Raw genomic sequence first — 12,850 nt, forward strand, 5'->3', positions numbered from 1 at the left:
GTCAGGCCTGTTCCTCCGAAGGGAGAGATTCCACAAAGTCGGGCGAAGACTTCATCTTGTGCAGCTGGTCTCCGTTGCAGATGACCACCAGCTTGTCCCCCGCCTGGAACTTGGTGTCCATATCCGGATTGGCCACCATCTCGCCGTCCGGATGTCTGACCGCCACTATGGTGACGTGGAACTCGCCCCGGAAGTTGGACTCCCGGATGGTCTTGCCCACCAGAGCGCTGTTTTCGGCTATGGTAAACTCTTCGAACAGGATGTCAAAGGAGTTGCCGTGGTAGGTGAGCTCGTTGAAATCAAACACTGTGGGCCGCAGGATGGCGGCGGCCATCTTTCTCCCGCCGAACAGATAGGGGGATATGACCTTGTTGGCCCCTGCCCTCTTCAGCTTGTCGGCGTTCTCCGCCTCTATGCTGCGGGCGACTATGTCCAGAGAGGGGTTCAGATTCCGGGCGGTGAGCACTATGAACACGTTTTCCTCGTCGCTGGGATACACCGCTATGAGGCCCTTTGCCCGGGAGATGCCCGCCAGCTCCAGAGCCTTGTCGGAGGAGGCGTTGCCCTTGACGTAGAGCAGGCGCTGATCTTCTATCTCCTCAAAATGGTCGGGGTTGCTCTCTATTATCACAAAGGGCACTCCCTCCGCTCCCAGATCCCTGGCGATCTGCCGTCCCATGCGGCCGTAGCCGCAGATGATATAGTGGTCGCTGGTCCCGTCCACTGCCTTCTGTATCTTTTCGGCCTTTTGCTTCATTTCTGTTTCGTACATAAGGTTTACAGCCTCCTTCGCTGCGTCATAATTGGGATCAAAAACCAGATCCACGTTCTTGAGCGACTTCATCTCCTCCATGTCATCCAGGTCGCAGGCCGTGGCAAATACTCCCTTGAAGCCGGCGTTGGCCAGGGCTATCTGCATATGCCGGACGGCGGTGACGTCATGGATGGTGGATATGACCCACTTTACGTTGGTGAGCTTCAGCTGGGACACGAAGCCGGGGCTTTCCGCATCTCCGTAGATGATGTTCTTGCCCAGATTGCGGCGCTCCGACACCACCATAGGGTCAAAGTCCACCTCCAGCAGCTTCTTTCCGTATTCGGAGAGGATGTCCGACAGGGTGGAGCCAAAGCCGCCGGCGCCTATGATCACGGCGTGATATCCGGACACGGTCTCCTCGTCGGTGTCCATATCCTCAGTGGCGCGCTTTTTGGCGCCTTCATGCCGGCCCGTCAGGGCGTCGATGGATTTGTTCAGGGCCTCGTAGAGTCTGGAGGAATAGTTCATGAGATACGAGGAGCTGAGACAGGTGGTGATGAGGGTCAGCACCATGAGACTGGTGGCGTCCTGATGCAGATGCCCCAGCCCTATGCCAAAGGTGGTAAGTATCAGTGAAAACTCACTGATCTGCGCCAGATTGATGCCGGACAAAAAGCCGGTGCGCTTTTTGTAGCCCATGACGTTCATGATGAGCATCACTATGTAGGGCTTGATCACCGTGACGAATATGACCACAGAGAAGGCGCCGGTGAGAGTGTCCAGTATGTTCTTGTCGTCAAAATCCAGGCCTATGATGATGAAGAAAAACACCAGCATAAAGTCCCTGATACCCGTGAGCAGAGAACTGATGGTGTAGCGGTACTCCTTGAAGCCGGCCAGGGTGATGCCCGCCAGAAAGGCGCCCACCTCCATGCCGAAGCCCGCCACCTCGCAAAAGCCTGCAAAGAGTATGGCCAGGCCCATGCTGATGATCATCAGGAACTCCTTGGACTTGGCTATGATCTTCAGGGTCCTGGGAAGTATCCATTTTGACAGGATGAATATCATGCCCGCCAGCACGGCGCCGTTGCCCGCCAGCTTCAGCATCCTCATCCCGAAGGAGTCGTCGGACTTCACGAATATGGAATTCATCACTATCATAAAGACCACGGCGATGATGTCCTGGATGATGAGTATGCCCAGGTCTATCCTGCCGGGCAGGGAGTCGATCTCCTTTTTGTCCGACAGCACCTTGATGATGACTATGGTGGACGAAAAAGCCAGGCCCATGCCTATATAGATGGAGCCTATGGGCTTGAAGCCCATCAGCAGAGCCATGCCGTAGCCTGCCAGAGCCGTGATGAGCACCTGCAGGGTGCCTATCTTCATGGCGTTGCCCATGCTCTTCAGCACGCCCACGTCCAGCTTGAGCCCCACGATAAACAGCAGCAGAGTCAGTCCGAAGTCGGACAGCTCCTTGAACTGCTCCGTGTCTATACGGTCGTCTATACCCAGCAGGTTGATGATGAGGCCCACCAGGATATAGCCTACCAGCATGGGCTGCTTGAATTTCTGGGTGACAAAGCTCATGCCTATCAGGGCCAGTATCAGGAACACCATAGGCATCAGCAAACTCAGTTCATGAGGCATAGATCACTCTCCTTGTTGGGGGACGTCTCCGGCAGCCTGCGCCTGCAGGGTGTCGCCGGAATAGTCGAGCACACATACTCCCTCCGGCGCAGAGACCGACAGAGTCTTATTCTGTTCGTCGAGGCGGCAGCGGTCCATGGCGTCGTCGCTGCCCGTCAGCACCGCCAGCAGCCTGTGGCTGGTCCTGTAGGCTTCCCTGACCGTCAATACGCTGTGGGTGCTTTCGTGACCGGTGACCCAGTCCTCCAGCAGATAGCCGGTGCCGATGGAATAGCTCCAGGAAGCCGGCTTGAAGAGATGCACCCTCAGGGTCCTGGGCTCCGGAGCCGACTCCACCAGAGAAAAGCCCTGGACCGGGTCCAGACTGTTGACATAAAACCGGCCGTTGCCGTGCCACAGCCACTGGATGCAGCCGGCGGCGGGACTCTGGATATTGTCATACATCACTATGATGTCCGGCTTGACAAAGGCTATGCTGCGGTAAAAGGGCAGCTCTTCTCCGTTGCAGTCATACACAGCCCGGGCGGTGACCAGGTCCGCCAGCTCGCCGGCATGAAAGCCTGTGATGGTGCCCTCCGTCTCGCTGACCACGTTGACGCCTTCGTGATATATGGAATTGTGGGCCGTCTCGCTCCTGTATCTGTCAAAAAAGTTGGGCTGCTGCGACCAGGCGATGCCGTTGTTGATCAGCATGTTGGAGCTCCCCAGAAACAGCTGTATGTCGTTCTGGGTGCAGTAGCGGTCGCCGTAGGGGGTGGCCACGGAGCGGGTGCTTTTGAGGCTGATGAGCATGTCGTTCCTGTCGTAGCCGCTCCTGAGGACCGCAAAGCCCGCAAAGGGATATATGACGCTCCGGCCCCTGGGGGCAGCCGCGCCGGCTGGATAGTCCATAAAGAATATCTCTTCCGGCTGGGCCCATCTGCCGGGCATCCTTTCCCGGGAGATGCCCCAGCCTATGAGGGGGTCTGCAAACCACACCGCCAGAGCCCTGGAGGCAAAGCCGTAGAGCTGCCTGCCTATGGACAGCTTCACGTCGTCCTCCATGATGTTGATCTCTCCGGCCAGCGGGGCCGCCAGATCTATGGCGAACCTGCGGGACCGGGCCAGAGCCGGATGCTGCCGGTGGTCTATGCCGGAAAAGGAGTAGAGGGCGTTGATGAAGAGGCATATGCTCCCCATGACGTATTGCCACCGTATCACGCCTCTCATATGGCTCCCGTCGGGAGGGATAGTGTCCAGATAGTCCAGGATATGCTTTGCTGCGGCGTCGAACCAGCGGCTGCTCCGGACGTCATAATCCGACAGCAGCATGGCGGACATACACAGCGAGACGGCTATATCGCACACTACGTCCCTGTCCGCTCCCGCCTCTTCGGAGGGCCCGGACAGTATCTCGCAGAGCCTCTGGGACACGGCGCAGAGATATCTTTTGACCTTGTCTATGAGCTCCGGATCCCCGTGGGCGCCGAAGGTGTCCGCCAGCACGGACAGCCCCTTCACCACCGCCGCCGTCTCCGGCGAAGCCACTCCGAAAGAGACTCCCCGGCCACCGGCAAAGACCGGCTCCGCCAAAAAGCTCTCCATGGCTTCCTCCGCCAGCTCCACGTATTTGCGGTCCCCGGTGAGGAGCATCATGGCGCTGATGGCGAAGAGCCTGGTCTTCAGGCTCATGAGACCGTAGGAGCGGGGGGCGTGTTTCTTGTCTATATCCAGAGCGATGCAGTCCGGATTGAAGAGAGCCCCGGTGTCCTCTTCGGCAAGGCGGGCGATATGCCTCAGCATATCCCCGTATCTCACCAGCTCCAGCCGGTCCAGGGTCCTGCGCAGGCGGTCACCGTCCGCCAGGAGAAAGGGCTCCTTTCTGCGGGAGCAGCCCGCCCAGTCAAAGGCAGGCATCAGCGTTCCAGCTCGCCCAGTCTGAGCCCCTTGCCGCAGACTATGATGCGGTCGGTCTCCTCCAGCACGGCAGCGCCGTCGGGCAGGGCGATGACCTCGTCCCCCCGCTGCAGCGCCAGCAGGCTGACGCCGGCGGGCATCTTCTTCACAAAGGCCTCCACCGTGAGCCCCCGATACCTGTCGGAGACCATCAGGGCCTCCACGGCGTAGCCGTTGGACAGGGTCATCTTGTCGTCTATCTTGGGCTTCACCAGCTTTTCGGCCATGTGGTCGGCTATCTCTATCTCGGGAAACACGGTCTGGTCCACTCCCAGCTTGGAGAGGATCTCCGCGTGCTTGCGCCGGACGGTCCTGCCTATGATCCTTTTGGCCTTCAGCTCCTTCAGGGTGATGGCGATGGACACGCTGTCCTCCAGATTGGAGCCTCTGGCTATGACGCACACGTCAAAATCCGCCACTCCGAGAGAGGCCAGCGCCTGCTCGTCGGCGGGGTTCATCTCTATGGCCTGGGTGACGTGGTCGGCCATACGGGCCACTATCTGAGGGTCCGAGTCCACGCCCACCACGTCGGCGCCCAGCTCGTAGAGCTGGCGGGCCAGCTCCGCTCCGAAATAGCCCATGCCCAGGATCAAAAAGCTCTTGTTGCCGGTCCTGCGCTGCTGTTCATTCTTATCCGATAACGATATCATCTTCAGGCAACCTTCTCATTAATTTTTTGTCGGTAAACACTACTATGTTGAAAAAGGTAATGGAACCGATCCTTCCGATAAACATAGCGATCATCAATATCAGCTTGCCCCAGGGGGACAGCTGAGCCGATATACCCGTGCTGAGTCCCACTGTGCCTACGGCGCTGATGACCTCGAACTGCAGCCGGGTCAGGTCGGAGCACACGGAGGAGGACTCGGTGTATGACAGGAGCACCGTGACTCCCAGCACCATCAGTATGCCCAGAGCCGTCACGGCTATGGCCCGGTTCAGGTATTTGCCGGGCACCCTGCGGGAACATATCTCCACGTCGGGCTTGCCCCCCAGAGCGCTTTTGAGGGCGGCGTAGAGCACAGCCACTGTGGTGGTCTTGATGCCGCCGCCGGTACTCACGGGACAGCCTCCTATGAGCATCAGAGGCCCCAGGAGGTGCAGGCAGATGGCCGGCAGAGCCGAGGTGTTCATGGTGGTAAAGCCCGCCGTCCTGCAGGTCACGGACTCGCTGACGGACATGATGAACTTGCGCCACAGGGGCATGCCGGCAAAGGCGTCGGCATGCTCGCAGGCCAGTATGAGCACGGTCCCCAGGGCTACGAGTATGAGAGTGGTGTTCACCGCTATCACGGTGTGGGTGCTGTGCTTGCGTCTGGCAGCGGCGGAAAACAGCCTGAAGGGGCCCTCCGAGGCAGCGGTCCTGGCCAGGTCGGCGCACACGGCGTAGCCCAGCCCTCCCACGAACACCAGAGACGAAAGCACCAGACAAAAATAGACGTCTCCGCAAAAATGGGATAGGCCCGAGCCCTTGCCGTAGAGGACGCCCATCAGGTCAAAGCCTGCGTTGCAGAAGCTCATCACCGAGTGAAACACGGCGTACCACACAGACCGGAAGGAAAGGCCCAGCTCCGGCATGCCGGCAAATCGCACGAAATACAGGATGGCCCCCATTCCCTCTATGGACAGGGTGTAGAGCACAGTGTTTTTGGCCAGGTCGGCCATGCCTGCCAGATGGGTCTCCCCGTTGGACTGCATGATATGCACGGCAGAGGCTATGCCCAGCCGTTTGCCCATGAGCACGGCCATGGCCACGGCCACGGTCATATATCCCAGACCGCCTATCTGCACCAGGAGCAGTATCACCAGCTGGCCGAAAAAGGTGTAGGTCAGGGAGGTGTCGTGCACCGTCAGGCCCGTGATGCACACGGCGCTGGTGGAGGTAAAGGCGGAGTTGATCAGATCCGACGCCCCGTCAAGCCTGCTCACGGGAAGACTCAGCAAAAAGGTGCCCACGGCGATCACAGCTATGAAGCTGAAGGTGATCACCGCAGCCGTGTTTCTGATGTGTCTGGCCCGCCGGGACACAGCCTTTCTGACGGGCAGCCTGAGCTTGGTGAGATCCGGTATCACTCTCACAGTCTCTCCCTGATAAAGAATCTGCTCACGTCGGCCTTCAGGGTCCCGGGCATGAGTATCAGCACAGTGTCGTGCTCCTCAAAGACGGTGGCGGCCTGAGGTATGACGGAGGTGTCGTTGCGGAGGATGGATATGATGAGCACCCCCTTGGGCAGCCCCAGGTCTATGATGGAGACTCCCTTTGCCGGCGAGTCTTCCTCTATGTCTATCTGCACCACCTCTATGTTGCCGTTCTGCAGGGCGGTCACCGGTATCATGGGGCTGGACTCTATCTGCTTTTCCAGCATGTTGAAGATGATACGGGTGGAGGACACGGTCTGGTCTATGCCGGCTCTCTTGAAGAGCTCCTCGTTCTTGGGGTCTCTCAGGCGGCTGACGGTCCTGGGGACGCCGAACTTCTGCTTGGCTATGGTGCACACCACGTAGTTGTCCTCGTCGTAGCCCGTGGTGGCCACCACCACGTCGGCTCTCTCTATGCCCGCTTCCCGCAGGACGCCCAGCTCGCAGCCGTCTCCGTGGACTATGCTGTAGCCCGTATTGCGCTCCAGACTGCCTATCACGGACTTTTCCCTCTCTATGAGGACTATCTCGTTGCCCTGGGAATAGAGCTCTCTGGCCAGATAGGAGCCTATCTTGCCGCCGCCAATGATCAGGATGAATTTGCTGGTCCTCATTTCCGGGCTCCCGACAGATATTCGTCAATGCTGCGAAGGCCTCTGCCCAGGATGAAGTCCTGAGCTATGCCGGAGCCCAGACTGGTGACGCAGATGGTCTTGATGCCCAGCCCGGAAAAGATCTCCGCCCTCTCCGAGTCATAAAAACGGGCTATGACCATGGGCACGTTGAAATGCTCTTTGGCCAGCATGCTGCTCATGATATTTCTGTTGTCATAGTTGGTGGTGGCCACAAAGGCGTCTGCCTTGTCCAGCCCCGCCCTTTCCAGCACCTCTATCTCCAGACCGTTGCCTACTATGAAGTTGTCCCCCATGTCCTCGCTGCCGAGGCGTCTGGCGGAGGCGGCGTCCTTGTCTATCACCGTCACGTTGTGTCCGTTGCGGCGCATGAGGAGAGCCGTATTGGCGCCCATCCTGCCGCAGCCCAGTATAACCACGTTCATGAAGCTGATCCTTTGCCTAAAATGATTTTTGTAATGCCACTTATTTTATTATACCATATACGGCCCGAAAAGCAAATTCACTTTACCCTCACAGGCAAAATATGGTAAAATTATAATAGGGTGTTTTGCGGCCGCAGCTGCCGCAGGGGCCCTAATACATCACGATTTCAGGTACACGCTATGTCAAAAGTAAAAGTTTACGTCACACTCAAGCCTTCCCTGCTGGACGCTCAGGGCAAGGTCGTCAAGGTCGCTGCCGAGAACCTGGGCTACGACAACGTATCCTCGGTCAGGATAGGCAAGTTCATAGAGATGGAAGTCAACGGAGCTCCCGGCGACATCAGGCAGGACGTGGAAGAGCTGTGCTCCAAGCTGCTCTCTAACGTAGTCATCGAAAACTACAGATACGAGATAGAGGACTGACGTAATGAAATTCGGCGTTGTAATATTTCCGGGGTCCAATTGCGATCAGGACAGCTACTATTGCATCAGGGATGTGATAGGGCAGCCTGTGGATTATATCTGGCATCAGGACACGGACGTGTCGGACTACGACTGCATCATCCTCCCCGGCGGCTTTTCCTACGGCGATTACCTCAGGACCGGAGCCGTGGCGCGCTTTTCCCCTGTGATGCAGTCCATCATAGAGCACGTGGAACGGGGCGGCAGGCTCATAGGCATCTGCAACGGCTTTCAGATCCTCTGCGAAGCCCATCTTCTCCCCGGCGCTCTCATCACCAACAACAGACTCAAATTCATCTGCAAATACGTGGACCTCAGAGTGGAAAACGACACCTCCGACTTCACCTGCCTCTACACCAGGGGCCAGGTGCTGCGCATCCCCGTCGCCCACCATTCCGGCTGCTATTACGCAGACAGCGACACCATCAAGGGCCTGGAGGACCGGGGCGGCATACTGTTCCGCTACTGCCATGAGGACGGCAGCGTGGACGAAGCTGCCAACATCAACGGCTCCGCTGGCAACATAGCCGGCATCATCAACGCAAAGGGCAACGTGGCGGGCATGATGCCCCACCCCGAGCGCGCCGTAGAGGAGCTGCTGTGCTCCACCGACGGCATCAACGTATTCAGGTCACTGGTAGAAAGAATGGCATAAGGGGCAGGAATAGTATATGAAAACAGAGATCACCAACACACAGCCTATCGCTCCCGAGGTGTACAAGCCTATGGGTCTCCTGGAGCAGGAATACGACAGCATAGTAGAGATCCTTCACAGGCATCCCACCTACACTGAGGTAGGTATGTTTGCCGTGATGTGGAGCGAGCACTGCGGCTACAAATACTCCCGCCCCATCCTGAAATATTTCAAAAAATACAAGGAAGCCATCGAAGGCGAGGGTCTGGAGAACGCCGGCATCATCGACATAGGGGACGGCTACGGCATTTGCATGAAGATGGAGAGCCACAATCACCCCTCAGCCGTGGAGCCCTTCCAGGGCGCTGCCACCGGCGTGGGAGGCATCCTGAGAGACATATTCACCATGGGCGCACGCCCCATAGCCAATCTGAACAGCCTGCGCTTCGGCAATCTGGACAACGCCCACAACCGCTATCTCTTTGAGAGAGTGGTCAGCGGCATAGCCCACTACGGCAACTGCGTGGGAGTCCCCACCATTGGCGGCGAAGTGTATTTTGACGACTCCTACACGGGCAACCCGCTGCTGAACGCCATGGCCCTGGGCATACTCAGGACCGACGAAGTGGCCACAGCCGGCGCCCGGGGCGTGGGGAACACCGTGATGATAGTGGGCTCCGCCACCGGCAAGGACGGCATACACGGAGCCACCTTTGCCTCCGTGGAGCTGGGCCCCGACACGGAGGAGAGACGCCCCAACGTCCAGATGGGCGACCCCTTCCAGGAAAAGCTGCTGATAGAGGCCACCCTCGAAGCCCTGAAGACCGGCTACATCACCGGCATACAGGACATGGGCGCCGCCGGCATCACCTGCTCTACCTGCGAGATGTCCGCCAAGGGCAATACGGGCATGAGCATAGACATACGCAAGGTCCCCCTGAGAGAGGCGGACATGACCTCCTATGAGATCATGCTCTCCGAGTCTCAGGAAAGGATGCTGGCCGTGGTGGAAAAGGGACACGAGGAAGACGTGGCCAGGGTATTCCGCAAGTGGGGTCTGGCCGCAGTGGTCATAGGCGTGGTCACCGACGACGGCATAGTGCGCATCTACGACAACGGCGAGCTGGCGGCCTGCGTGCCCGCCAAGAGTCTGGCAGACGACGCTCCCACCTATTATCTGGACACCCGGGAGCCGGACTACATAGCAGCCGTCCAGAACACGGACCTGGCGCCCTACTCCGCTGACGAAGACGTGAACGGCAGCTTTCTCAGGCTCATAGGCTCCCTGTCCATCTCCTCCAAGGAATGGGTGTACAGGCAGTACGACCACATGGTCCAGACCAACACCTGCATACTCCCCGGCTCCGACTGCGCCATGCTGCGCATCAGAGGCACCTCCAAGGGAGTGGCGGCAGTCAGCGACTGCAACGGCAGATACGTGTATCTCGACCCCTTCAAGGGAGCTCAGATAGCGGTGGCGGAGGCTGCCAGAAACATCTCCGTCTCCGGCGCGAAGCCCAACGGTGTCACGGACTGCCTCAACTTCGGCAATCCCGAAAAGCCCGAGGCCTTCTGGCAGTTTGAGCAGGCCGTCAAGGGACTGGCAGAAGCATGCGAGGCCTTTGACACCCCGGTGATCTCAGGCAACGTCTCCTTTTACAACGAGACTCCCGAGGGCACCATATTCCCTACTCCCACCATCGGCATGAGCGGTCTGCTGGAAGACGTGTCAAAGCGCATGACCTCCTGCTTCAAAAAGGCGGGCGACGTCATCTGCCTCCTCTCCGGCACTCCTCTCGGCACCGAGGGCTTTGACGATCTGGGCGGCAGCGAATATCTCCACTGCATCCACGGCGTCACCGCCGGGGACGCCCCCTATCTCAATATAGAGGACGAGCTGAAGGTCCAGGCCTGCATACGGGATCTCATAGACAGGCGCCTCGTCACCTGCGCCCACGACGTCAGCGACGGCGGTCTGGCCGTATGTCTGGCAGAGTGCTGCATCAGAGGCGGCATAGGGGCAGAATGCGATCTCAGGACCGCCTCTCAGCCCGTGAACGCCCTCTTCTCCGAAGGCCAGTCCCGGATAGTCATATCCGCCGCGCCGGAGGCGGCAGAGGAGATAGCATCCCTCTGCGCCGCAGCCGGGGTGGAGCTGCTGGAGCTGGGCCGGGTCACCGACGGAGACAGCTTCTCCGTGAAGGTCAACGGCCGGGAGCTGATCTGCGAGAGCCTGGAGAAGATATCCTCCCTCTACAACGACGCCATTCCCGCCTACATGGACTAAAACACGAAGCCCCCGGGAACCCCCGGGGGCTTAATGTATCCATATGGATACAGGTATCAGAATTCCAGAGCAAATCTGATGCCGCCGTAATCTCTGCCGTCAAACCTCAGATAGCCCGCCCTGAACATATCGTTGAAGCGGATGCCGGCTCCCCAGGAGGAGCCTCCGTTGTACATCTCACCGTCCACGTAGACCCGGTCCTTTATCTCCAGAGACACGCTGCCAAAGGCCTTTTTGAGGGTGCAGCTGCCAAAGCCTGCGCTGGCATAGATGCGGGAGAAAAAGCCGCTCCTGTCCAGAAAGGTCAGCTCCTTGCCCACCACGCCGAAAAATGTGGTGCCTTCTCTCAGCTTGTTGGTCATATCCTTGGCGCCTATGCACAGGGAGGGGGTCACCGGGGTCTCCGGCAGCAGCTGGCAGCTGAAGCCGTACACGGTGGCGTCGTCCCGCACCAGCCTGGACAGGTCCAGGCCGGGGGTCCTGTAGTTGGACAGATTGAGCTCAAAGCCTCCCAGCCCGGCGGCCAGCTTCACGATGCCGGCGTCATGGGAGCCAAAATACACGTCGGCCACCACTCCGTCGGCCGCTCTGCCGGTGGGAGTGTAAATGACGTCCGCGGCGACAGCTCCGCCGGCAAGAGCCAGCGAGCAGAGGACTGCTGTGAGCAGCCCGAATACAGCGCCTCTAATGGTCATGGTCGTGCTCCCCTTCTATCTGAGGACCTCCGTGGATCATTTCCTTGCTTTCCGACACGGGTGACAGGGCAAAGCATTTGCAGTCCCCGGAGATGTCGGTCTTGACCTCTGTCTCAAAATCGTAAAAATCCAGAATATTCCCATTCTGACAGAACAGTCCGTTGGCAAACAGAGGCGTGTCTATGATTTCATAGTAGCCGGGCAGGAGACCGGTGACCTTCTGCTCGTTGAAGTCCACCAGAAAGACGCCGTTCATCTCGTCCTTGCCGTTGATGCCCACCATGACGCTCTGCCCGTTGAGAGAGATGGCTCCGTTGGATATTTCCGCATTGGTCTGATAGATGGGAGCAAAGTTCAGCTCGTCCTCCGAGCCTTCCGCGTGGGAATGGTTCTCGGGCACCTGTATGCCGAACACCGTATATACGGGCTTGTCCGGGTCGTTGCGCTCGAAGAGCTTGCCGGTGGCGATATAAAAGCTGCCGTCCGCCGACGCAGACACCGAGTCGATATCCATCAGGAGCTGCTCGTTGACCATGATCTCGTGGGCGTCGTTGCCGTTCATCACCAGCACGAATCTGTCCAGATGCTCGCCCCTGCTGACCACTGCCAGCATACCGTCGCCGTTTTTGGCCCACGTATAATCCTTGCAGACCAGGGTCTCGCCCCGCTCACTGACAAACTGCTGGAGCTGCTGTCTGGTGGGGATGATGTCTCTGGTGGTGCCGCCGGAGAGGTCGGTCTTGTAGAGCTTGCCCTTGGATATATAGGTGACATATGCGCCGTCGGGGGAGAAGCCCGGCTTGCTCTTGCTGTTGCCTCCCACCGTCAGAGCCTTGTTCTTTTTGCCGGTGGGACCTATGGTGAATATCTGGTCGATATCGTCCACGGGAGACACGTAGGCTATCTTGCCGCCTGATCTGGAGACGGCGATGCCGGAAATGTGAGCGCCGGTAAGAATGGTCTCCTTGGTGCCCTTGTTGATATTGAGCACCACCAGGTTCTCCGAATCACCGTCGATCTCGGCAAAGACCACGCTGTCATAGGCCTTGGGACCGGTGAACACGGTCCATCCGAACCACTGCTCAAACCTGCCGTTGACCGCGCACATCACAAATGCTATGAGTATCAGGATACCCAGTATCCCCAATATGCCCGCTACCTCGGGATGAAGTCTTTTTTTTCTGGGAGCTGCGTTGTTGTCCATATGTCACCTTGGTTTTCGCCCCGGAGGCTC

11 protein-coding genes are annotated in these 12,850 nt (G+C 58.6%); 3 read left to right on the forward strand and 8 right to left on the reverse strand.

The genetic code is table 11. The features are described 5' to 3' along the window. Position 1 precedes the first annotated feature (1 nt). Genes IK083_09620 through IK083_09645 form a run of 6 tightly spaced genes read right to left on the reverse strand, consistent with a single transcriptional unit; the run spans position 2 to position 7,538 of the window. Positions 2 to 2,407, reverse strand: a complete 2,406-nt coding sequence (locus IK083_09620; protein ID MBR4749809.1) for a cation:proton antiporter — start codon at positions 2,405 to 2,407, stop codon at positions 2 to 4. 3 nt (positions 2,408 to 2,410) lie between these two features. Further along, positions 2,411 to 4,303, reverse strand: coding sequence for a hypothetical protein (locus tag IK083_09625; protein MBR4749810.1), 1,893 nt, complete (start codon positions 4,301 to 4,303; stop codon positions 2,411 to 2,413). Beyond that, entirely contained in the window at positions 4,303 to 4,992 is a 690-nt protein-coding gene (locus tag IK083_09630; GenBank protein MBR4749811.1) for a TrkA family potassium uptake protein, read from the reverse strand. The genes IK083_09625 and IK083_09630 overlap by 1 nt, the downstream gene beginning before the upstream one ends. Continuing rightward, positions 4,973 to 6,421, reverse strand: coding sequence for a Trk family potassium uptake protein (locus tag IK083_09635; protein ID MBR4749812.1), 1,449 nt, complete (start codon positions 6,419 to 6,421; stop codon positions 4,973 to 4,975). Before IK083_09635 ends, IK083_09630 begins: the two co-directional genes overlap by 20 nt. Continuing rightward, a complete protein-coding gene (locus IK083_09640; GenBank protein ID MBR4749813.1) occupies positions 6,418 to 7,095 on the reverse strand; it encodes a TrkA family potassium uptake protein in 678 nt (225 codons plus the stop codon). Before IK083_09640 ends, IK083_09635 begins: the two co-directional genes overlap by 4 nt. Further along, complete coding sequence (locus IK083_09645; protein ID MBR4749814.1) at positions 7,092 to 7,538, reverse strand: TrkA family potassium uptake protein; 447 nt, start codon at positions 7,536 to 7,538, stop codon at positions 7,092 to 7,094. The genes IK083_09640 and IK083_09645 overlap by 4 nt, the downstream gene beginning before the upstream one ends. A gap of 180 nt (positions 7,539 to 7,718) precedes the next feature. Between IK083_09645 and purS the strand changes: the two genes are divergently transcribed. Genes purS through purL form a run of 3 tightly spaced genes read left to right on the forward strand, consistent with a single transcriptional unit; the run spans position 7,719 to position 10,921 of the window. Continuing rightward, a complete protein-coding gene (gene purS, locus IK083_09650) occupies positions 7,719 to 7,961 on the forward strand; it encodes a phosphoribosylformylglycinamidine synthase subunit PurS (GenBank protein ID MBR4749815.1) in 243 nt (80 codons plus the stop codon). A gap of 4 nt (positions 7,962 to 7,965) precedes the next feature. Continuing rightward, on the forward strand, positions 7,966 to 8,655 hold the full coding sequence (purQ, locus tag IK083_09655; GenBank protein MBR4749816.1) for a phosphoribosylformylglycinamidine synthase subunit PurQ: 690 nt from the start codon (positions 7,966 to 7,968) through the stop codon (positions 8,653 to 8,655). Between the two features lie 16 nt (positions 8,656 to 8,671). Further along, positions 8,672 to 10,921 (forward strand): phosphoribosylformylglycinamidine synthase subunit PurL, encoded by a 2,250-nt coding sequence (gene purL / locus IK083_09660; protein ID MBR4749817.1) that lies wholly within the window; start codon positions 8,672 to 8,674, stop codon positions 10,919 to 10,921. 56 nt (positions 10,922 to 10,977) lie between these two features. On the opposite strand, the gene IK083_09665 is transcribed toward purL, so the two are convergent. Together IK083_09665 and IK083_09670 are read right to left on the reverse strand one after the other, a co-directional pair. Next, positions 10,978 to 11,616 carry a hypothetical protein gene (locus tag IK083_09665; protein MBR4749818.1) on the reverse strand — a complete coding sequence of 213 codons (639 nt, stop codon included), beginning with the start codon at positions 11,614 to 11,616 and terminating at the stop codon, positions 10,978 to 10,980. Further along, positions 11,606 to 12,820, reverse strand: a complete 1,215-nt coding sequence (locus tag IK083_09670) for a hypothetical protein (GenBank protein MBR4749819.1) — start codon at positions 12,818 to 12,820, stop codon at positions 11,606 to 11,608. Before IK083_09670 ends, IK083_09665 begins: the two co-directional genes overlap by 11 nt. Positions 12,821 to 12,850: the final 30 nt, after the last annotated feature.

Source organism: Abditibacteriota bacterium (genome assembly GCA_017552965.1).
GTDB lineage: Bacteria > Armatimonadota > UBA5829 > UBA5829 > UBA5829 > RGIG7931.

Coding starts and splice junctions, on each gene's coding strand:
- IK083_09620 (MBR4749809.1), bottom strand. CDS start 2,407: ATGCCTCATGAACTGAGTTTGCTGATGCCTATGGTGTTCCTGATACTG.
- IK083_09625 (MBR4749810.1), bottom strand. CDS start 4,303: ATGCCTGCCTTTGACTGGGCGGGCTGCTCCCGCAGAAAGGAGCCCTTT.
- IK083_09630 (MBR4749811.1), bottom strand. CDS start 4,992: ATGATATCGTTATCGGATAAGAATGAACAGCAGCGCAGGACCGGCAAC.
- IK083_09640 (MBR4749813.1), bottom strand. CDS start 7,095: ATGAGGACCAGCAAATTCATCCTGATCATTGGCGGCGGCAAGATAGGC.
- IK083_09645 (MBR4749814.1), bottom strand. CDS start 7,538: ATGAACGTGGTTATACTGGGCTGCGGCAGGATGGGCGCCAATACGGCT.
- purS (MBR4749815.1), top strand. CDS start 7,719: ATGTCAAAAGTAAAAGTTTACGTCACACTCAAGCCTTCCCTGCTGGAC.
- purQ (MBR4749816.1), top strand. CDS start 7,966: ATGAAATTCGGCGTTGTAATATTTCCGGGGTCCAATTGCGATCAGGAC.
- purL (MBR4749817.1), top strand. CDS start 8,672: ATGAAAACAGAGATCACCAACACACAGCCTATCGCTCCCGAGGTGTAC.
- IK083_09665 (MBR4749818.1), bottom strand. CDS start 11,616: ATGACCATTAGAGGCGCTGTATTCGGGCTGCTCACAGCAGTCCTCTGC.
- IK083_09670 (MBR4749819.1), bottom strand. CDS start 12,820: ATGGACAACAACGCAGCTCCCAGAAAAAAAAGACTTCATCCCGAGGTA.